This is a genomic window from Enterobacter sp. SST3, from assembly GCF_000286655.1.
GTDB classification, from domain to species: Bacteria; Pseudomonadota; Gammaproteobacteria; order Enterobacterales; family Enterobacteriaceae; genus Enterobacter; species Enterobacter roggenkampii.
On the sequence record NZ_ALNS01000001.1, the window covers coordinates 174,870 to 195,420 of the forward strand.

Consider the following 20,551-nt stretch of genomic DNA (forward strand, 5'->3'; position numbering starts at 1 on the left):
TCAGTCTTCGTAACCACACCTGACAGGAGTTTATAATGTCCAAGCAACAAATCGGTGTTGTCGGTATGGCAGTGATGGGGCGCAACCTGGCGCTCAACATCGAAAGTCGTGGCTATACCGTTTCCGTATTCAACCGCTCCCGTGATAAGACCGAAGAAGTGATTGCCGAGAACCCAGGCAAGAAACTGGTCCCTTTCTATACGGTTAAAGAATTCGTTGAATCTCTGGAAACCCCTCGTCGTATCCTGTTAATGGTGAAAGCGGGCGCGGGTACTGATGCAGCTATCGACTCCCTGAAGCCTTACCTCGAAAAAGGCGACATCATCATTGATGGCGGTAATACCTTCTTCCAGGACACCATTCGTCGTAATCGTGAACTGTCTGCTGAAGGCTTCAACTTCATCGGCACCGGTGTTTCCGGTGGTGAAGAGGGCGCGCTGAAAGGCCCATCCATCATGCCTGGCGGCCAGAAAGAAGCATACGAGCTGGTGGCGCCTATTCTGACCAAAATCGCAGCTGTTGCAGAAGATGGCGAGCCGTGTGTGACCTATATCGGTCCGGACGGTGCAGGGCACTATGTTAAAATGGTGCACAACGGCATTGAATACGGCGATATGCAGCTGATCGCGGAAGCATACTCTCTGCTGAAAGGCGGCCTGAACCTCACCAATGAAGAGCTGGCGGAAACCTTCACCGAGTGGAACAAAGGTGAGCTGAACAGCTACCTGATCGACATCACCAAAGATATCTTCACGAAAAAAGATGAAGAGGGTAAATACCTGGTTGATGTGATTCTGGATGAAGCTGCGAACAAAGGTACCGGTAAATGGACCAGCCAGAGCTCTCTGGATCTGGGCGAACCGCTGTCGCTGATCACCGAATCTGTCTTCGCGCGTTACATCTCTTCTCTGAAAGAGCAGCGCGTTGCGGCGTCTAAAGTGCTGTCTGGCCCTCAGGCTAAACCAGCGGGTGATAAAGCCGAATTCGTTGAGAAAGTGCGTCGTGCACTGTACCTGGGGAAAATCGTTTCTTACGCGCAAGGCTTCTCTCAGCTGCGTGCGGCATCAGACGAGAACAACTGGGATCTGAACTATGGTGAGATCGCGAAGATCTTCCGCGCGGGCTGCATCATTCGTGCGCAGTTCCTGCAGAAAATCACCGATGCCTATGCTGAAAACGCCGGTATCGCCAACCTGCTGCTGGCACCGTACTTTAAGAAAATTGCGGACGAATACCAGCAGGCGCTGCGTGACGTGGTTGCCTACGCGGTGCAGAACGGTATCCCGGTTCCGACCTTCTCTGCTGCAGTAGCCTACTACGATAGCTATCGTGCTGCGGTACTGCCGGCTAACCTCATTCAGGCTCAGCGTGATTATTTCGGTGCGCATACCTATAAGCGTACAGATAAAGAAGGTGTGTTCCACACGGAATGGCTGGACTAATCTGATTTAGCCTCAGGTTGTTATATAAACCCGGAGATATTCTCCGGGTTTTTTTTCACCAAAATCACAACCACATATTCGAAGTAGTCTGAATGTTGTACCTGGACGGGCTATTCCTGAGGCTTCGCCTTGACACTCCCACAAGGCAGGAGGTAAAAAGCCCTACAGTTATTGATTATCGTGATGGCCCTGCGGTCATCTCTACAGCTCACTTACAGAAGTTATTCGCGAATGAAAATAACAATTTCCGGTACAGGTTATGTAGGTCTCTCCAACGGTATCTTGATTGCTCAGAACCACGAAGTGGTTGCGCTGGATATCGTGCAGGCTAAAGTGGACATGCTTAACAAGAAGCAGTCCCCGATTGTAGATAAAGAGATTGAAGAGTATCTGGCTACGAAGCCGCTAAACTTCCGCGCAACCACTGACAAGCAGGATGCTTACCGTGGGGCGGACTATGTGATTATCGCCACGCCGACCGACTATGATCCTAAAACCAACTACTTCAACACGTCGAGCGTTGAGTCGGTTATCCGCGATGTTACGGAAATCAACCCGAACGCGGTGATGATCATTAAATCCACCATCCCGGTTGGTTTTACCCAGTCCGTTAAAGAAAAATACGGCATTGATAATGTCATCTTCTCACCGGAGTTTCTCCGTGAAGGGCGTGCGCTGTACGATAACCTGAACCCATCACGTATCGTTATTGGTGAGCGTTCAGAGCGCGCCGAGCGGTTTGCCGCGCTGCTCCAGGAAGGGGCGACCAAAAAAGATATCCCGACGCTGTTTACCGATTCGACCGAAGCGGAAGCCATCAAGCTTTTTGCTAACACGTATCTTGCCATGCGTGTGGCATATTTTAACGAGCTGGACAGCTATGCAGAGAGCCTGGGGTTGAATAGCCGTCAAATTATCGAAGGCGTTTGTCTGGATCCACGTATCGGCAATCATTATAACAACCCGTCGTTTGGCTATGGCGGTTACTGCCTGCCGAAAGATACTAAGCAGCTGCTGGCTAACTATCAGTCTGTTCCTAACAACATCATCTCGGCGATTGTTGATGCCAACCGGACGCGCAAAGATTTTGTTGCTGATTCAATCCTTTCCCGTCAGCCGAAAGTGGTGGGCGTCTATCGCCTGATTATGAAAAGTGGTTCAGATAACTTCCGTGCCTCTTCCATTCAGGGCATCATGAAGCGCATTAAGGCCAAGGGTGTACAGGTCATTATTTATGAACCGGTAATGAAGGAAGATGAGTTCTTCCATTCCCGCGTGGTGCGCGATCTGAATGCATTCAAGAAAGAGGCGGACGTGATCATCTCTAACCGTATGGCGGAAGAGCTGGCGGACGTTGCGGATAAAGTGTATACCCGCGATTTGTTCGGTAGCGACTGAATAGTGTTCGTAACAAATAAAAAACCCGGCGCATTCGCCGGGTTTTGTTTTTTAGACCTTGTAGAAATTACGATACCAGTCCACAAAATTCTTCACGCCTTCCTTCACCGACGTCTGCGGCTTAAAGCCAATGACGTCATACAGCGCCGTGGTATCCGCGCTCGTTTCCAGCACGTCACCAGGTTGAACAGGCATCATATTTTTCTCTGCTTCTTTGCCTAACGCCTCTTCCAGCGCGGTGATGTAATCCATCAGCTCCACGGGCGCACTGTTGCCAATGTTGTAAACGCGATACGGGGCAGAGCTGGTCGCCGGGGACCCTGTTTCAACGGTCCAGTTCGCATCGGCTTGAGGGATAACGTCCTGCAGACGGATAATGGCTTCGGCAATATCATCGATATAGGTAAAATCGCGCTTCATCTTGCCGTAGTTGTAAACGTCGATGCTTTTACCTTCGATCATCGCCTTGGTAAATTTGAACAGTGCCATATCAGGTCGGCCCCATGGCCCATACACGGTGAAAAAGCGCAGGCCGGTTGTCGGCAGATTGTACAAATGAGAGTAGGTGTGCGACATCAGTTCGTTGGATTTTTTCGTCGCGGCATACAAGGAAACCGGGTGATCAACCGAGTCATCGGTGGAGAACGGCATCTTCCGGTTCAGGCCGTAAACAGAGCTGGAAGAAGCATACAGTAAATGCTGCACCTTATTGTGTCGGCAGCCTTCCAGTACGTTGAGATGGCCAATAAGGTTTGATTGCGCGTAAGCGTGCGGATTTTCAAGAGAGTAACGTACGCCAGCCTGCGCGGCGAGGTGGATCACGCGGTCAAATTTCTCAGTAGCAAACAGCGAGGCCATCCCTTCGCGATCCGCCAGATCCAGCTTATAGAAAGTGAAATTGTCCGACGTAAGCAGATCCAGTCGTGCTTGCTTCAGATTGACATCGTAATAGTCATTAAGGTTATCAATTCCTACAACCTGATGTCCTGCCTGCAACAGGCGCTCGCTGACGTGGAAACCGATAAAGCCGGCAGCGCCGGTGACCAGAAATTTCATCTTCAACCTCAATGTTAAATGAGTAACTCTTAACGCATAAAATCGTGCGTTACACTATCGGCTGATGATACCCGCTCGCGGAAGGAATGATAACTGCTTTATTACAGGAAAAGGGGAGGCGAGTGCTCCCCAGGTAGGGTGTTTATTTATGTCTTTTACGTAAATTCTCAATCACCGCCGTCAAATCCAGCGCCTGATCCTGCAGCAGCACCAGCAGGTGATACATCAAGTCAGACGCTTCGTTCGTCAGCTCCTCGCGGTCATGCACGGTCGCGGCCAGCGCTGTCTCAACGCCTTCTTCACCCACCTTCTGTGCAATACGCTTGGTTCCGCTGGCGTACAGCTTCGCGGTATAAGAACTCTCCGGATCCGCCGATTTACGCTCCGCCAGCAGCTGCTCCAGTTGGTACAGGAACAGCCACTGGTGACTCGCCTCTCCAAAGCAGCTGCTGGTGCCCTTATGGCAGGTCGGACCGATGGGGTTTGCCAGTACCAGCAGGGTGTCGTTATCGCAGTCCGGCGTAATGCTGACCACGTTCAGGAAATGACCCGAGGTTTCGCCTTTGGTCCACAGGCGCTGTTTCGTGCGCGAGAAAAAGGTCACTTTGCCACTGTCGATCGTTTTCGCCAGCGCGTCCTGGTTCATATAGCCCAGCATCAGCACTTCGCCTGAGACGGCATGCTGGACAACCACCGGCAGTAATCCGTCCGTTTTTTTCCAGTCCAGCTGCGCCTGTTGTTGCTCTGTTAACATACCCTGATCTCCACGCCCTGGTCGGCCAGGTACGTTTTTAACTCACCAATATTAATAATTTGTTTGTGGAACACGGAAGCGGCCAGCGCGCCGTCTACGTTCGCATCGCAGAAGGCTTCCAGGAAGTGTTCCATGGTGCCCGCGCCGCCGGAGGCAATCAGCGGAACGTGGCAGACCTCACGAACTTTTTTCAGCTGCTCGAGGTCATACCCGTTACGCACGCCGTCCTGGTTCATCATGTTGAGGACAATCTCGCCCGCGCCACGCTTCTGCACTTCCTGCACCCAGTCGAGCGTTTCCCACTGCGTAACGCGCGTGCGGCTTTCGTCACCCGTATACTGATTGACGTGGTATTTGCCGGTCGCGGCGTCGAACCAGGTATCAATCCCTACCACTATACACTGCACGCCAAAACGATCGGCGAGGCGGGTAATGAGCTCCGGGTCGGCCAGGGCAGGAGAGTTGATGGAAATCTTGTCGGCACCAAACGAGAGAATTTTGGCGGCGTCGTCGGCGGATTTAATCCCGCCCGCCACGCAGAACGGAATATCGATCACTTCCGCTACGCGCGCGACCCAGCTTTTGTCGACTACGCGGCCATCGCTGGACGCGGTAATATCGTAGAACACCAGCTCGTCTGCGCCTTCATCGGCGTAGCGTTTTGCCAGCGGAACGATGTCGCCAATGATCTCGTGGTTGCGGAACTGCACGCCTTTCACGACCTGGCCGTCACGCACGTCCAGGCAAGGGATTATCCGTTTTGCCAGCATTGAATCGCCTCCGTCACCGTAAATTTACCTTCCAGCAGGGCCCGGCCCACAATCACGCCCTTCACGCCGGTTCCCCGCAGCGCAGCGATATCGGCTAAGTCACCGATGCCGCCAGATGACTGGAACGCCACCTGCGGATAACGGGCGCAAACTTCTTCATATAAAGAAACGTTGGAACCCGCCAGCGTGCCGTCACGGGAGATATCCGTGCACAGCACGTGCTTGAGGCCAACGGGCAGATAGGTATCAACTAGCGCCTCCAGCGTCACGCCGGAGTTTTCCTGCCAGCCGCTGACCGCCACCTGTTTATTACCCTGTTCGTCAATGCGCACGTCCAGCGCCAGCACCAGCGCGTCGGCGCCAAAGCGGCGGAACCAGCCCTTCACCGTCTCAGGATCTTTGACGGCGGTTGAACCGACCACCACGCGCGCCACGCCCGCGTCCAGCAGCGCCGCCACGTCATCTTCCGTACGCACGCCGCCGCCGACCTGTACCGGCACATCAACACCGGCAACCAGATTTTTCAGCAGCGGGATCTGGCGCTTCGCCGGATCTTTCGCGCCCGTCAAATCCACAAGATGCAGTACCTGCGCACCCTGGGCGGCATACTCCTGCAGGCGCGGCAGCGGATCGTTTCCGTAGTCTCGCTGCTGCCCGTAATCACCCTGATGCAGACGGACAACCGTGCCGTCAATTAAATCTAACGCGGGAATAATCATCACATCTCCAGGAAGTTTTTCAGCAGCTGCGCGCCCGCGGCGCCCGAGCGCTCTGGGTGAAACTGTACGCCGAAGAAATTGTCTTTCTGCACGGCTGCGGTAAACGCCTCGCCGTAAGTGCACTGGGCGATCGTATTGACGTTCACCGGCATGGCGTAGCTGTGCACAAAGTAAAAGTACGCACCCTCTTCAATGCCGCGAAACAGCCGGTCGCCCGCTTTGGCGTACACGCGGTTCCAGCCCATATGCGGCAGAGGCAGACCGTGGTCGGTCATTTTCGGCACGTCTTCGTTGATAATGCCCAGCAGGTCAACGCCGTTGCTCTCTTCGCTGCGGCGGCCCAGGATCTGCATACCCAGGCAAATGCCCAGCACCGGTTGGGTACAGGCTTTGATCAGATCGACCAGCTCGCGCTCGCGAATCTGATCCATCGCGGCCTGCGCAGTGCCCACGCCCGGCAGAAATAACTTGTCGGCACGCAGCACCACGTCAGGGTCACGGCTGACCACCGGTTCGTAGCCGTGGCGGGTGATGGCCGACTTTACGGAGTTGAGGTTGGCGCATCCGGTATCCAGAATCACCACGTTCATTACAGCACTCCTTTTGATGAGGGCAGGGCGTCGCCTTCCACGCGAATTGCCTGGCGCAGCGTGCGGCCAAAGGCCTTGAAGAGACTCTCCACGCGGTGGTGGTCGTTCTTGCCTTTGGTTTTCAGGTGCAGCGTCAGGCCCATGGTGTAGGACAATGAACGGAAGAAGTGCTCCACCATTTCGGTGCTCAGATCGCCCACGCGCTGGTAATTGAAGTCTGCTTTGTATTCCAGATGCGGACGACCGGAAATATCCATCGCGCAGCGCGCCAGACACTCGTCCATCGGCAGGACAAAGCCAAAACGGTTGATGCCGCGTTTATCGCCGAGCGCCAGCTTCAGGGCTTCACCCAGCGCCAGGCCGGTATCTTCCACGGTGTGGTGATCGTCAATATAGAGGTCGCCTTTTACCGCGATCTCCATGCGGAAACCGCCGTGGGTGGCAATCTGGTCCAGCATATGGTCGAAGAAACCCACGCCGGTGTGGATCTTGCTGCCGCCTTCGCGGTCCAGCCAGACCTTCACATCAATTTGCGTCTCTTTGGTGTTGCGTTCAACGTGCGAGTAGCGGTCACGTTTTGTCAGCTGCTCGCCAATCATCGCCCAGTTAAGGTTGATGCGGTCATAGCGCAGCCCCGCGATGCCCATGTTCTCCGCCAGCGTAATATCGGTGATGCGATCGCCGATAACATAGCTGTTGGCCTTATCCAGCACATCCTCTGCCAGATAGCGCTCAACCAGCTTCACCTTTGGCTTACGGCAGTCACACTCGTCGGCTGGCATGTGCGGGCAAATCAGCACTTCATCAAACACCACACCCTGAGAGGTCAGCACCTGCATCATTAAATTATGCGGGCCGTCAAAGTCTGCCTGCGGGAAGCTGTCGGTACCCAGGCCGTCCTGGTTGGTGATCATCACCAGCTTGTACCCGGCTTTTTGCAGCTTGAGCAGCACCGGGATCACGTCAGGTTCAAACGCCAGCTTGTCGAATCGGTCGACCTGAAAATCAGCTGGTGGCTCCGAAATAAGGGTGCCGTCACGATCGATGAAAAGGATCTTCTGGGTCATACTTTCTCCGCTTTCAGGGCGTCAATCACGCGCTGGCTCTCTGCACGGGTGCCGACGGTAATGCGCAGGCATCCGCTCAGAGAAGGTTGTTTATTCTGGTCTCGTAAGATAATGCCCTGATCCCATAAAGATTTAAATACGGCGCTGGAGGCGGTAAAGCGCACCAGGATGTAGTTGGTTTCCGAGTCGAACACCTGCTCCACGCACGGTATATCCTTCAGGGCGGTCACCAGGTACTGACGTTCCTCCAGGATTTGCGCCACGCGCTCGCGCATCGCGCTAATCCCCTGAGGCGTCAGCGCCTGTGCCGCAATATCGGCAACCGGCGTTGAGAGCGGGTACGGGGCGATCACCTTCAGCAGCAGGTCGATGACCTCTTTATTCGCCAGGGTGAATCCGCAGCGCAGACCCGCGAGGGCGAAAGCCTTCGACAGCGTACGCAGTACCACCAGGTGCGGGTACTCTTCCAGCCAGCCAGCCAGCGTCGCCTGCGGGCAGAACTCGATGTAGGCTTCGTCCGCGACCACCAGGGCTTTACCGCGCGTCATCTCCAGCAGGGTGCGGATATCCTGCGGGTTAATAATCTGCCCGGTCGGGTTGTTCGGGCTGCAAACAAACACCACTTTTACGCCTTCGAGATTGTCGGCAATCCCCTGCAGATCCAGCTGCCAGTTCTCCAGTGAGAGCACGTTGCGGCACGCCACCCCGAAGGTCTCCGCGCTGACGCTGTACATGCCGTAGGTCGGCTGGCAGTACATCACCGCGTCTTTGCCCGGCTCGCAGAAGGCGCGGATCAGCAGTTCAATGCCCTCATCCGCGCCGCGGCTGACCAGCACCTGCTCTGGCTTCACGCCAGCGTACTGCGCGTAGTTCTCAATAACCGCCTTCGGCTGACACTCCGGATAGCGGTTCAGCGTCTGCTGCGACAGCTCAAACTGCACCGCCGTAGGATATTCGTTGGCGTTCAGCCAGACATCCCCTTTACCGCCCAGACGACGCGCAGACTGGTAAGGCGTCAGGCGACGGACATTTTCGCGGGCCAATTCTTCAATGTTCATGCTTGCTCCTTCAGGGCTGCAACGCGCAGCGTAACGGCGTTTTTGTGAGCGGTCAGGCGCTCGGCGGCGGCCAGGGTTTCAATGGTGGACGCCAGCGAGGCAAATCCTTCGCGGGAGAGCTCCTGCACGGTCATGCGTTTCTGGAAATCCGCCAGCCCCAGGCTGGAACAGGTTGAGGTATAGCCATACGTTGGCAGCACGTGGTTGGTGCCGGAGGCGTAATCGCCCGCGGATTCCGGTGACCAGTCGCCGAGGAACACCGAGCCCGCGCTGGTAATGCTGTCGACCAGATCGCGCGCATTTCGAGTCTGAATAATCAGGTGCTCCGGACCGTACTGGTTCGAAATGGCAATGCACTGCTCGAGATCGCGCGCCACAATCAGACGGCTGGCCGCTAACGCCCGGCGTGCCGTGTCGGCGCGGGGCAGGTCGGCAAGCTGACGCTCCACGGCTTCGCCCACGCGTTTCGCCATATCGGCATCCGGCGTCAGCAGGATAACCTGCGAGTCCGGGCCGTGTTCCGCCTGGGAAAGCAGGTCGGAGGCCACGAAGTCCGGCGTGGCGCCGCTGTCGGCAATCACCAGCACTTCAGACGGGCCGGCAGGCATATCGATGGCCGCGCCGTCCAGACGCTGGCTGACCTGACGCTTAGCCTCGGTCACATACGCATTGCCCGGGCCAAAGATTTTGTCGACCTTGGGAATGGATTCCGTGCCGAACGCCAGGGCCGAAATCGCCTGCGCGCCGCCCACTTTATACACCGCCTGCACGCCGCAGAGCTTCGCCGCGTAGAGGATCTCATCGGCGATCGGTGGCGGAGAGCACAGCACCACTTTCTGGCATCCGGCAATGCGTGCGGGAGTCGCCAGCATTAGCACGGTGGAGAAAAGCGGGGCAGAGCCGCCGGGAATATAGAGGCCGACGGACGCAACCGGGCGCGTCACCTGCTGGCAACGCACGCCGGGCAGGGTTTCGACATCCACGGTCTGCAGCTTTTGCGCGGTGTGGAAGGTATCAATGTTTTTCACCGCGACGGCCATCGCCTGCTTGATGTCATCCCCCAGGCGATTGCTGGCATCAATCATTTCCTGCTCGGTAACCTCTAATGCGCCGACGTCCGTCTTATCAAACTTCGCGCTGTATTCACGCAACGCGTCATCGCCGCGGGCTTTGACGTTATCCAGGATCTCCGCCACGGTGCGCGAGATGCTTTCAGAGGCGGAAATCGCCGGGCGCATCAGCAGCTCGCGCTGCTGTGCGTCGCTACAGGTATTCCAGTCGATGATTGTGTTAAAGCTCATGGCCATTACTCCATCATCTTCTCAATTGGCAGCACCAGGATGGAGCTTGCGCCCAGTGCCTTCAGTTTTTCCATGGTTTCCCAGAACAGGGTTTCGCTGCTCACCATGTGCATCGCCACGCGCTGCTGATCGCCTGCCAGCGGCAGGATGGTTGGGCGCTCGGCGCCCGGCAGCAGGGCAATCACTTCATCCAGACGCTCGGTTGGGGCGTGCATCATGATGTATTTGGATTCACGCGCCTGAATGACGCCCTGAATACGGGTCAGCAGTTTGTCGATCAGCTGCTGCTTAGCGTCGGCCATCTCTCCGTCACGCTGGATCAGGCACGCTTTGGAGCGGTAGATCACCTCCACTTCGCGCAGACCGTTCGCTTCCAGCGTCGCGCCGGTAGAGACCAGGTCACAGATGGCGTCCGCCAGACCCGCACGCGGCGCCACTTCAACAGAACCGTTCAGCAGACAGGATTTAAACTGCACGCCTTTCTGATCCAGATAGCGCTTTAACAGGTGAGGGTAGGAGGTGGCGATACGTTTGCCGTTCAGCGCGGCCGGGCCGTCCCACGCTTCATCAACCGGCGTTGCCAGCGACAGGCGGCAGCCGCCGAAGTCCAGACGACGCAGGGTGAAGTAACGCGGGTCTTCGCCCTGCGCGCGGCGGGTCAGCAGCTCTTCTTCCAGCACGTTTTCACCGATGATGCCGAGGTCAACGACGCCATCCATCACCAGGCCGGGAATATCGTCATCACGCACGCGGAGAATGTCGATGGGCATGTTTTCAGCCAGTGCAATCAGGCGCTGGGTGTGCAGGTTGATTTTAATCCCGCAGCGGGCCAGCAGTTCGCGTGAATCGTCACTTAAACGGCCTGATTTTTGAATAGCTATGCGTAAGCGTGAGTTATCTAACATTCTTTATTCCTCGTTAACCTGTTTTAACCTGTCTGAATTCGGTCCAAAAAAAAGCCCCCGGAAGAAGATCTTCCGGGGGCTTTTTCATGCGTTCATGCACCACTGGAAGATCCAAACGTCTTCCAGCACACATCGCCTGAAAGACTAGTCAGGATGATGGTGATGATGGTGGTGTTTAAATTGAACGCGTGTCATATAAATTCTCGATGAATGCTTATTCATTTGATGTCTTTTAACCTAAACCAGTTGTGCGACATATTGCAAGGGCTTTTTTTGATCATTAATTCATTTCATATTGATGCTATGAATTGTGTGTTCTGCCGGGCTGGCGTAGCCTTATGAAAGACGAGTGAGAGTCAGGAGAATTCGCATGAAAAAGGTCGCGATTGTCGGTTTAGGATGGCTGGGAATGCCGCTGGCGATGTCATTAGCCGCGAAAGGCTGGCAGGTGACCGGGAGCAAGACCACCCGAGATGGGGTCGAAGCGGCGCGCATGTGCGGTATTGATGGCGTTGAACTGCGTCTGGAGCCGGAACTGGTGTGTGATGCGGACGATCTGGACACGCTGATGAACGTCGATGCGCTGGTGATTACGCTACCCGCGCGGCGCAGCGGCCCGGGTGAATCATTTTATCTGCAGGCGATGCAGGAGATAGTCGACAGCGCGCTGGCGCATCACGTACCGCGCATTGTTTTCACCAGCTCGACGTCGGTCTATGGTGAGGTTGAGGGCGTAGTAAAAGAGACTTCCGAGCGCCGTCCCGTTACCGCGAGCGGTCAGGTCCTGAAAGAGCTGGAAGACTGGCTGCACAATCTTCCCGGCACGCAGGTCGATATCGTTCGTCTGGCGGGGCTGGTGGGTCCTGGCCGCCATCCGGGACGCTTCTTTGCCGGAAAGACTGCGCCGGACGGCCAGCATGGCGTGAATCTTGTCCATCTTGAGGATGTTATTGGCGCAATTGAGCTACTCTTACAGGCTCCAAAAGGCGGACACATCTATAATATATGTGCACCGACTCATCCGGCGCGCAGCACCTTTTACCCACTGATGGCACGTCAGCTGGGCCTGGCTCCGCCGGTCTTTGGTGAGGCAAAAGATGGCAGTAAAGGCAAAATTGTTGATGGCAATCGCATTTGTCATGAGCTGGGGTTTGAGTATCAGTATCCCGATCCGCTGGTGATGCCCATGGAATAAGTTCCGCAGCGGAGACGATCGCACACCAGAAGGGGGCGAGCATGAAACCGCTGCTGGATGTTCTTATTATTCTGGATGCACTGGAAAAAGAGGGGAGCTTTGCCGCTGCGTCGGCAAAGCTCTACAAAACCCCTTCGGCCCTGAGCTATACCGTCCAAAAACTGGAAAGCGACCTCAATATCCAGATCCTCGATCGCTCCGGGCATCGCGCACGCTTTACCCGCACTGGACAGATGCTGCTGGAAAAAGGCCGTGAAGTCCTCCATACCGTTCGTGAACTCGAAAAACAGGCCGTCAAACTTCACCAGGGATGGGAAAACGAGCTGGTGATTGGGGTGGATGACACCTTTCCGTTCTCTCTCCTGACGCCGCTGATTGAAATGTTTTACCAGCATCACAGCGTCACCCGGCTTATTTTCATCAACGGCGTGCTGGGCGGTTCCTGGGATGCCTTAACCCAGGGCAGGGCGGACATTTTTGTCGGTGCATTGCATGAGCCTCCCCAACTCAGTGAATTTGGTTTTGCCCGCCTTGGCGTGCTGGAGCAGGTATTTGCCGTGGCACCTCATCATCCGCTGGCTCTGGAGCCCGAGCCGCTTAACCGCCGCGTGATTAAAGGCTACCGCGCGATTGTAGTGGGTGACAGCTCTCGCCCGGAATGTGCGGTTTCCTCGCAACTGCTTGACGAGCAGGAAGCGATTACCGTTTTCGACTTTAAAACCAAGCTTGAGCTGCAAATTAGCGGTCTGGGCTGCGGCTATTTACCCCGCTATCTGGCGCAGCGCTTTATTGACAGCGGTGCGCTTGTTGAAAAACAGGTACTTGCTCAAAACAGCCATGAATCGGTGTGGGTGGGCTGGAATGAACAGACCGCCGGGCTGGCGAGTGCCTGGTGGCGGGACGAAATTTTAGCAAATAGTGCTATCGCTGCTGTATATGCTCAGGGCAGCGTCGAGAAATCAGCCAGTTAGCAAAAAGAAAATTACCCGGTGCGTTGCAAAGTATTGCCTTTTGTATCCGATGTGGGGCAAAATGCCGCCGCTGCAACCAAATGAATAATCGACGATATAAAAGGCGTCGGTTATTTTTTTTTGCATGTACGAAACGAAACTAAAAACCAAGAGGCCGGGCTTCGTACCGGATAGATATTTACTAAAATCCGACAGTTGTTGTCGCTGAGGAAGAAAGAAATGGGGCAATTTTTCGCTTACGTGGCGGTTATCACCGTAAAGGAGAATAACTATGTCGCATAACGCAACTCCAAACACCTCTCGCGTGGAATTACGTAAAACGCTTACGTTGATTCCGGTTGTTATGATGGGCCTGGCCTATATGCAACCGATGACGCTGTTTGATACATTCGGTATCGTATCAGGCCTCACAGACGGTCATGTGCCAACGGCATATGGCTTCGCGCTGATTGCGATCCTCTTTACCGCGCTGAGCTACGGTAAACTGGTGCGTCGCTATCCGTCTGCGGGTTCCGCTTACACCTATGCCCAGAAATCCATCAGCCCGACGGTTGGCTTTATGGTGGGCTGGTCTTCGCTGCTCGACTATCTGTTCGCGCCGATGATCAACATTCTGCTGGCAAAAATCTATTTTGAAGCGCTGGTGCCGTCGATTCCATCCTGGATGTTCGTTGTGGCGCTGGTGGCCTTTATGACGGCCTTTAACCTGCGCAGCATCAAGTCTGTCGCCAACTTTAACTCCGTTATCGTTGTGCTTCAGGTTGTCCTGATTGCGGTTATTCTTGGCATGGTGATTTACGGCGTATTCCACGGCGAAGGCGCGGGCACCCTGGCGAGCAGCAAGCCGTTCTGGTCTGGTGATGCGCATGTGATCCCGATGATTACCGGGGCAACCATTCTGTGCTTCTCCTTTACCGGTTTTGACGGGATCAGCAACCTCTCTGAAGAAACCAAAGATGCAGAGCGCGTAATTCCTCGTGCCATCTTCCTGACGGCGCTGATTGGCGGTCTGATCTTTATTTTCTCGACCTATTTCCTGCAGCTGTACTTCCCGGATATCTCTCGCTTCAAGGATCCGGATGCGTCTCAGCCGGAAATTATGCTGTACGTGGCGGGTAAAGCGTTCCAGGTCGGCGCGCTGATCTTCTCCACCATCACCGTACTGGCGTCCGGTATGGCCGCGCATGCAGGCGTTGCGCGTCTGATGTACGTAATGGGCCGCGATGGCGTATTCCCGAAAAGCTTCTTCGGCTACGTGCATCCAACCTGGCGTACCCCGGCAATGAACATTATCCTGGTCGGTGCGATCGCGCTTCTGGCGATTAACTTTGATCTGGTGATGGCAACGGCGCTGATTAACTTCGGTGCGCTGGTGGCGTTCACCTTTGTTAATCTGTCGGTTATCTCTCAGTTCTGGATCCGTGAAAAGCGTAACAAGACGCTGAAAGATCACTTCCAGTATCTGTTCCTGCCGATGTGCGGTGCCCTGACCGTGGGCGCGCTGTGGGTTAACCTGGAAGAGAGCTCAATGGTGCTTGGCCTGATTTGGGCGGGTATTGGTCTGGTTTACCTGGCCTGCGTCACGAAGAGCTTCCGTAACCCGGTTCCGCAGTACGAAGACGTCGCGTAAGACTGTGTCGGGTGGCGGCTATGCCTTACCCGACCTCCATACCCCGTAGGCCCGCGTAAGCGCCGCCCCACCGGGCAAAAAAAAGCCGGAGACATCGCCTCCGGCTTTTTTATACCCATCGATCAAACTATCTCTTGCGCGTACTGGAACAGGGATTTCAGCAGCGCCTGTTTCTCAGCATTCCCTTCATTCTGGCCGTAAAGCATCTCCAGCTCCTGTGCATAGCTGTGCAGGTACTCTGGCGTAAACACGTTGCGACGATGCTGCAGCCAGCGTTCCTGCTCGGCTTCATCCAGCGTGCCGGGGTAATTACGCGCGCGGTAGTTAAACATCAGCTTTTCGATGCGCTTATCGGCGAAGGTGATATCCAGCGCCGGTAAGTTACGCGGCTCTGTTTGCAGAACGATATTCATGGCCGCGCGATCGGCATCGCTGAAGAAACCGTTATAGAGTTGGGCGTCCACGTTTTCAGACGGCACGAACGGCTCTGCTTCAGCAAAAATGGCCACGACTTTCTCGCGCACCTGCGGATTTTCACGCAGCACTTTGAGATTATCGAGGCAGTGCTGGCGGTTAATGCCCAGCCTGTCAGCATCTTCCGGGCGCAGCGTATTCGCCTGCGCCAGGACCGGACATTTATTGATATGCACCAGTTTGACCGGCACCGCCGGCAGATCGCCGAGCTCGTTTTTCGGGGTATAAAGCCGTTCGCGCAGGGTATCGCTGTCGAGTTCGAGCAGCGGTGAAATATCGCCCGCCAGGTCCACCATGATGACCGCATTACGGTTGTCCGGATGCCAAGCCAGCGGCGCAACCCAGCTGGTATTGCCGCGCCAGGCGCCAAACATGCCGGAAATATGCACCAGGGGTTTCATCTGCGGTACGTCGATAAGGGTCATAAGCTTCTGCTTGCTGCGATGGCTCAGCAGATACTCAAACAGCCGGGGCTGTGCGCTTTTCACCAGCTTTGCCATGGCAATGGTGGCATAGACGTCCGCCATCGCGTCGTGGGCATTGCTGTGCTCGATACCGTTGGCGCGCGTCAGGTGTTCCAGCCGGAAGCTTGTCAGACCTTCCTCATTTTCCGGCCAGTGAATGCCCTCAGGACGCAGGGCGTAGCAGGCGCGCATGATGTCGAGTAAATCCCAGCGTGAATTGCGGTTCTGCCAGCTCCAGGCGTAGGGATCGTAGAAGTTGCGATAGAAGATGTTGCGCGTCACTTCGTCATCGAAGCGGATGTTGTTGTAACCGACCACGCAGGTATTGGGAACGGTAAACAGGTCGTGGATGCGTCGGGCGAATTCTGCCTCGTTAACGCCTTTTTCCCGCGCTTCCTGCGGGGTGATCCCGGTGACCATCACCGCGCCGGGCTGCGGCAGGTAATCATCCGCCGGCTTGCAGTAAAAGACCTCTGGCTCGCCGATGATGTTGAATTCGTCGTCGGTACGGATGGCGGCAAACTGCGCCGGTCGGTCCAGCGCCGGATGCGTGCCAAAGGTTTCGTAGTCGTGGAACAAAAAAGTCGGGCGAGCGGCAGAGTCAGACACCAGTAATACCATCCTGTTAAAAAATGACGTCACTATGGTAAACGATCGTGCGGGTCAGACCGAATAAAAAGCACCGCCGCGTCGCAAATTTGCGCGCCAGCTTCAGAGAAAAATCTGCGTTCTGTCACATTTTTTTGCAATTAAGCCAGGTAACGACATCAGAACTCCCGTAAAAAGGTCATCGATTTTTAATGACCTGAGGATATACCGTTGAAACGCCGTCTGTTTATTGCTGTTTCTTTACTCGCTTCGAGTGTCTCATCTGCTTTTGCGGCCGAACCACTGGATTTTTCGCCGCAGCCTCCGGCCATTCAGGCTGGCTCCTGGGTGCTGATGGATTACACGACTGGTCAGATTTTAACGGCGGGCAACGAACATCAACAACGTAATCCGGCGAGCCTGACCAAGCTGATGACGGGTTATGTGGTGGATCGGGCCATTGATAGCCACCGCATTACCCCGGATGACATCGTCACCGTAGGGCGTGATGCCTGGGCAAAAGGGAACCCGGTGTTTGACGGTTCATCGCTGATGTTCCTGAAGGAGGGCGATCGCGTCACCGTGCGCGATCTGAGCCGCGGCCTGATTGTCGATTCCGGCAACGACGCCTGCGTGGCGCTGGCCGATCACGTGGCGGGCGGGCAGCCGCAGTTCGTGAAGATGATGAACGACTATGTGCAGAAGCTGAACCTGCGTGATACCCACTTCGAAACCGTCCACGGGCTGGACGCGCCGGGCCAGCATAGCTCGGCGTATGACCTGGCCGTTCTCTCCCGGGCCATTATCCACGGTGAGCCCGAGTTTTATCATATGTACAGCGAAAAGAGTCTGACCTGGAACGGGATCACCCAGCAGAACCGTAACGGCCTGCTGTGGGATAAGACCATGAACGTAGACGGGCTGAAAACGGGGCATACCTCGGGGGCCGGCTTTAACCTGATTGCATCCGCCGTTGACGGTCAGCGTCGTTTGATAGCCGTTGTAATGGGAGCGGACAGCCCGAAAGGGCGTGAGGACCAGGCCCGAAAACTGCTGCACTGGGGGCAGCAGAATTTCGATACGGTGCAGATCCTGCATAACGGAAAAAAAGTGGGAACGGAGCGCATCTGGTACGGCGACAAGGAGCAGGTAAAACTGGGCACCGACCAGGACTTCTGGCTGGCCTTGCCGAAAGCGGAGGTGCCCAATATCAAAGCCAAATACGTGCTGGATAAAAAAGAGCTGGAAGCGCCGATTGCCGCGCATCAGCGTGTCGGGGAGATCCAGCTTTACGATCGCGACAAGGTGGTAGCCCACTGGCCGCTGGTCACGCTGGAAGCCGTTGATAAAGGCGGCCTGTTCTCTCGTCTGAGCGATTATCTGCATCACACGCTTTAACCGCCGATGAGCAGACTGGCAGGGTTGCGAGTCTGCTCACATAATAAACACTCCTCGTTTGCTGATAATGATAATTCAGTTTTATAGTGTATAAATATACAGTGATAAACGGAGGCAGCATGGACTACAGCATTACGCAGCAACAGAAACGTAAGATTGCCGGTTTTCATTTGGTCGGTCCGTGGGAACACACGGTAAAACAGGGCTTTGAACAGCTGGTCATGTGGGTCGACGGGCGTCACATTGAGCCGCTGGAGTGGGTGGCGGTCTACTACGATAACCCGGATGAAGTCCCGGCCGAAAAACTGCGCTGCGATACGGCCGTTACCGTACCGGACGATTTTGTGATCCCGGAAAACAGCGAAGGCGTCATGATGACGGAAATCGCGGGCGGTGATTATGCCGTGGCGACGGCGCGTGTGGAAAACTACGACTTTGCCACGCCGTGGTATCAGTTCTTTAATTCCCTGCTGCAGGACAATAAGTATCAGATGGCGCTCAAACCCTGCTTCGAGCGCTACCTGAATGATGGCAACGCGGACGGCTACTGGGATATTGAAATGTATATCGCGGTAGAGCACAAACCGGTTTAGGCCTGCTGAATAAAGGGTTTTTCAGCCGGGACCGTTCCGCCCGGCTGAAAACACAGTACAATTGTGATTTGCCGTGTAGCTGGAGAGCGGGTGTGCGTCCCGACAAATCATTAACCCCTTTTGAAATTCGGTTGTATAAACACTACCGTGTGGTGCACGGGTGTCGCATCGCGCTGGCATTCGTATTGACGTTTGTACTGGTCCGCTTGCTGGAGGTTCCGGAAGGGACGTGGCCGCTGATCACGCTGGTGGTGGTGATGGGGCCCATCTCGTTTTGGGGCAACGTTGTCCCGCGCGCCTTCGAGCGTATTGGCGGGACCGTGTTAGGTTCGGCCCTGGGGCTAATCGCCCTGAAGCTGGAGCTTATCTCGTTCCCGGTCATGCTGATATGGTGCGGTGCCGCCATGTTCCTGTGCGGCTGGCTGGCGTTGGGCAAGCGTCCTTATCAGGCGCTGCTGATTGGTATCACGCTTGCGGTGGTGGTCGGCGCACCCGCCGGCGATATGACCACGGCGCTGTGGCGAAGCGGGGATGTCATTCTGGGTTCACTGCTCGCCATGCTGTTTACCGGCATCTGGCCGCAGCGGGCTTTTCTGCACTGGCGTATCCAGATGGCCAACTATGTCACCGCGTTTAACCGCGTCTATCAGGCCGGTTTTTCCCCTAATCTGGTTGAACGCCCCCGGCTGGAAAAGCATCTGCAAACCATCCTCAACGACGTGGTCAAAATGCGCGGCCTGATCACGCCCGCCAGCAAAGAGACCCATATTCAGAAAGCGATTTTCGAAGCCATCCAGACGGTAAGCCGCAACCTGGTCTGCATGCTTGAACTGCAAATCAACGCGCACTGGGCCTCTCGCCCGAGCCATCTGTTGATGCTTAACGCGCAGACCCTCAAAGAGACCCAGCAGATGACGCAGCAAACGCTGTTGACCATCGCTCATGCGCTCTACGAAGGTAACCCGCAGCCGATACTGGCAAACAGCGAGCGGCTGAATGAGATCGTTGCGGAGCTGAAGCAGTTAATCAATGAGCGGCAGGGCGATAACGTGGCGGAAACGCCCATTCATGGCTATGTCTGGCTGAGTATGGAACTGGCGCGACAGCTTGAGCTGCTATCGCATCTGATTTGTCGAGCGCTGCGCAAATAAAACGCGGATGTGACGCCTGCTGCTTCGATTCAGCAGCAATTGGGGTTATGATAGGTTTAAACGATATACTCATTGTCATTCGCAGCCGCTGTCAGTAAGGTTATTGTTACAACGGTTGCTTTAACGAATCCGAATCTCACATTATCAGGGGTGTAAAAATGGAAACTACCAAGCCTTCGTTCCAGGATGTTCTGGAATTCGTCCGCCTGTTCCGCCGCAAAAACAAGCTGCAGCGTGAAATCCAGGACGTTGAGAAGAAGATCCGTGACAACCAGAAACGTGTTCTGCTGCTCGACAACCTGAGCGACTATATCAAGCCAGGCATGAGCGTTGAAGCTATTCAGGGCATCATCGCCAGCATGAAGAGCGACTATGAAGACCGTGTTGATGATTACATCATCAAAAATGCTGAACTGTCCAAAGAGCGTCGCGACATCTCTAAGAAGCTGAAAGTGATGGGCGAAATCAAAAACGGCGAAGCAAAAAGCGAGTAATCGCAGCGAATCGTGAAAAAGGCTCTCTGGTGACAGAGAGCCTTTTTTTATGACTCAGAATGTGGCTGTAGCTGATAAATCCAGGCTTGAACCTGCTTGCCTTCAGTGGTGGTCACCGTGACCTCAACCCGGTCATAGCCGTCTTCAAACTCATCCAGCATTTGCCAGTGTGCGGAAAGGTTATCAGAGATAAACAGATAGCCTTCGACGCGCGGTCCATCGGAGTGGAGGACAATCCCGGGAAAGTCCGCCGCCGCACCCCAGCCGCGCTCGTAGAACGTACCGGAGACGAAACCGGCCAGCCATTCACCGCCGATGTTTTCAAGGATATGCGCATTAGAATGGCCCGGGCGCAGCGTGCCGTAGACAAACAGAGCGTTCATTTTCCCTCATCCGCAAAGCAAAAAGCCTGCTTTAAAAGCAGGCTTTTTAAATTTGGCTCCTCTGACTGGACTCGAACCAGTGACATACGGATTAACAGTCCGCCGTTCTACCGACTGAACTACAGAGGAATCGTTGTGGAGGCTTATCTT

22 protein-coding genes, 1 tRNA gene and 1 other annotated feature are annotated in these 20,551 nt (G+C 55.2%); of the genes, 10 read left to right on the forward strand and 13 right to left on the reverse strand.

The window, feature by feature from the left end:
• Window positions 1–35 precede the first annotated feature (35 nt).
• Together gndA and ugd are read left to right on the forward strand one after the other, a co-directional pair.
• Window positions 36–1,442 carry an NADP-dependent phosphogluconate dehydrogenase gene (gene gndA, locus B498_RS20315; RefSeq protein ID WP_008499448.1) on the forward strand — a complete coding sequence of 469 codons (1,407 nt, stop codon included), beginning with the start codon at window positions 36–38 and terminating at the stop codon, window positions 1,440–1,442.
• A 231-nt stretch (window positions 1,443–1,673) separates the two neighbouring features.
• Window positions 1,674–2,840: a UDP-glucose 6-dehydrogenase gene (gene ugd / locus B498_RS20310; RefSeq protein ID WP_008499449.1), complete on the forward strand. Its 1,167-nt coding sequence runs from the start codon at window positions 1,674–1,676 to the stop codon at window positions 2,838–2,840.
• Between the two features lie 51 nt (window positions 2,841–2,891).
• Here the strand turns inward: ugd and B498_RS20305 are convergent, their stop codons facing one another.
• The 10 genes from B498_RS20305 to hisL all read right to left on the reverse strand — a co-directional run bounded on the left by B498_RS20305 (window position 2,892) and on the right by hisL (window position 11,255).
• Window positions 2,892–3,896, reverse strand: coding sequence for an NAD-dependent epimerase (locus B498_RS20305; RefSeq protein ID WP_008499450.1), 1,005 nt, complete (start codon window positions 3,894–3,896; stop codon window positions 2,892–2,894).
• A gap of 142 nt (window positions 3,897–4,038) precedes the next feature.
• The gene (hisIE, locus tag B498_RS20300) at window positions 4,039–4,650 is read right to left on the reverse strand and encodes a bifunctional phosphoribosyl-AMP cyclohydrolase/phosphoribosyl-ATP diphosphatase HisIE (RefSeq protein ID WP_008499451.1); all 612 of its coding nucleotides are present in this window, start codon (window positions 4,648–4,650) and stop codon (window positions 4,039–4,041) included.
• Entirely contained in the window at window positions 4,644–5,420 is a 777-nt protein-coding gene (gene hisF, locus B498_RS20295) for an imidazole glycerol phosphate synthase subunit HisF (protein ID WP_008499452.1), read from the reverse strand. The genes hisIE and hisF overlap by 7 nt, the downstream gene beginning before the upstream one ends.
• Window positions 5,402–6,139, reverse strand: coding sequence for a 1-(5-phosphoribosyl)-5-[(5-phosphoribosylamino)methylideneamino]imidazole-4-carboxamide isomerase (hisA, locus tag B498_RS20290; RefSeq protein ID WP_008499454.1), 738 nt, complete (start codon window positions 6,137–6,139; stop codon window positions 5,402–5,404). The genes hisF and hisA overlap by 19 nt, the downstream gene beginning before the upstream one ends.
• Window positions 6,139–6,729, reverse strand: coding sequence for an imidazole glycerol phosphate synthase subunit HisH (gene hisH / locus B498_RS20285; protein WP_008499455.1), 591 nt, complete (start codon window positions 6,727–6,729; stop codon window positions 6,139–6,141). Before hisH ends, hisA begins: the two co-directional genes overlap by 1 nt.
• Window positions 6,729–7,796, reverse strand: coding sequence for a bifunctional histidinol-phosphatase/imidazoleglycerol-phosphate dehydratase HisB (hisB, locus tag B498_RS20280; protein ID WP_008499456.1), 1,068 nt, complete (start codon window positions 7,794–7,796; stop codon window positions 6,729–6,731). Before hisB ends, hisH begins: the two co-directional genes overlap by 1 nt.
• On the reverse strand, window positions 7,793–8,854 hold the full coding sequence (hisC, locus tag B498_RS20275) for a histidinol-phosphate transaminase (RefSeq protein ID WP_008499457.1): 1,062 nt from the start codon (window positions 8,852–8,854) through the stop codon (window positions 7,793–7,795). The genes hisB and hisC overlap by 4 nt, the downstream gene beginning before the upstream one ends.
• Window positions 8,851–10,155: a histidinol dehydrogenase gene (hisD, locus tag B498_RS20270; protein WP_008499458.1), complete on the reverse strand. Its 1,305-nt coding sequence runs from the start codon at window positions 10,153–10,155 to the stop codon at window positions 8,851–8,853. Before hisD ends, hisC begins: the two co-directional genes overlap by 4 nt.
• A gap of 5 nt (window positions 10,156–10,160) precedes the next feature.
• A complete protein-coding gene (gene hisG, locus B498_RS20265) occupies window positions 10,161–11,060 on the reverse strand; it encodes an ATP phosphoribosyltransferase (protein WP_000886595.1) in 900 nt (299 codons plus the stop codon).
• A 45-nt stretch (window positions 11,061–11,105) separates the two neighbouring features.
• Window positions 11,106–11,229, reverse strand: a sequence feature (His leader region).
• Window positions 11,205–11,255, reverse strand: coding sequence for a his operon leader peptide (gene hisL / locus B498_RS23035; RefSeq protein WP_001364200.1), 51 nt, complete (start codon window positions 11,253–11,255; stop codon window positions 11,205–11,207). Its footprint overlaps the feature before it by 25 nt.
• Before the next feature lie 175 nt (window positions 11,256–11,430).
• Between hisL and B498_RS20260 the strand changes: the two genes are divergently transcribed.
• The 4 genes from B498_RS20260 to plaP all read left to right on the forward strand — a co-directional run bounded on the left by B498_RS20260 (window position 11,431) and on the right by plaP (window position 14,856).
• The gene (locus B498_RS20260; RefSeq protein WP_008499460.1) at window positions 11,431–12,255 is read left to right on the forward strand and encodes an SDR family oxidoreductase; all 825 of its coding nucleotides are present in this window, start codon (window positions 11,431–11,433) and stop codon (window positions 12,253–12,255) included.
• Window positions 12,256–12,296: 41 nt separating this feature from the next.
• A complete protein-coding gene (locus B498_RS20255) occupies window positions 12,297–13,226 on the forward strand; it encodes a LysR substrate-binding domain-containing protein (RefSeq protein WP_008499461.1) in 930 nt (309 codons plus the stop codon).
• Between the two features lie 219 nt (window positions 13,227–13,445).
• Window positions 13,446–13,508, forward strand: coding sequence for a membrane protein YoeI (yoeI, locus tag B498_RS23040; protein ID WP_099458931.1), 63 nt, complete (start codon window positions 13,446–13,448; stop codon window positions 13,506–13,508).
• Window positions 13,498–14,856, forward strand: coding sequence for a putrescine/proton symporter PlaP (gene plaP, locus B498_RS20250; RefSeq protein ID WP_008499462.1), 1,359 nt, complete (start codon window positions 13,498–13,500; stop codon window positions 14,854–14,856). The genes yoeI and plaP overlap by 11 nt, the downstream gene beginning before the upstream one ends.
• 122 nt (window positions 14,857–14,978) lie before the next feature.
• On the opposite strand, the gene sbcB is transcribed toward plaP, so the two are convergent.
• Window positions 14,979–16,415 carry an exodeoxyribonuclease I gene (gene sbcB / locus B498_RS20245; protein WP_370976713.1) on the reverse strand — a complete coding sequence of 479 codons (1,437 nt, stop codon included), beginning with the start codon at window positions 16,413–16,415 and terminating at the stop codon, window positions 14,979–14,981.
• 198 nt (window positions 16,416–16,613) lie between these two features.
• On the opposite strand from sbcB, the gene dacD reads away from it, so the two are divergent.
• From dacD to B498_RS20225, 4 genes are all read left to right on the forward strand, one after another.
• Window positions 16,614–17,780 (forward strand): serine-type D-Ala-D-Ala carboxypeptidase DacD, encoded by a 1,167-nt coding sequence (gene dacD / locus B498_RS20240; RefSeq protein WP_008499464.1) that lies wholly within the window; start codon window positions 16,614–16,616, stop codon window positions 17,778–17,780.
• A 119-nt stretch (window positions 17,781–17,899) separates the two neighbouring features.
• A complete protein-coding gene (gene sbmC, locus B498_RS20235; protein ID WP_008499465.1) occupies window positions 17,900–18,373 on the forward strand; it encodes a DNA gyrase inhibitor SbmC in 474 nt (157 codons plus the stop codon).
• Between the two features lie 92 nt (window positions 18,374–18,465).
• Window positions 18,466–19,524: an FUSC family protein gene (locus B498_RS20230; RefSeq protein ID WP_008499466.1), complete on the forward strand. Its 1,059-nt coding sequence runs from the start codon at window positions 18,466–18,468 to the stop codon at window positions 19,522–19,524.
• A 158-nt stretch (window positions 19,525–19,682) separates the two neighbouring features.
• Window positions 19,683–20,018, forward strand: coding sequence for a DUF496 family protein (locus tag B498_RS20225; protein WP_008499467.1), 336 nt, complete (start codon window positions 19,683–19,685; stop codon window positions 20,016–20,018).
• A gap of 47 nt (window positions 20,019–20,065) precedes the next feature.
• On the opposite strand, the gene B498_RS20220 is transcribed toward B498_RS20225, so the two are convergent.
• Complete coding sequence (locus B498_RS20220; RefSeq protein ID WP_008499468.1) at window positions 20,066–20,401, reverse strand: gamma-glutamylcyclotransferase family protein; 336 nt, start codon at window positions 20,399–20,401, stop codon at window positions 20,066–20,068.
• A gap of 53 nt (window positions 20,402–20,454) precedes the next feature.
• A tRNA-Asn gene (locus tag B498_RS20215) sits at window positions 20,455–20,530 on the reverse strand.
• Window positions 20,531–20,551: the final 21 nt, after the last annotated feature.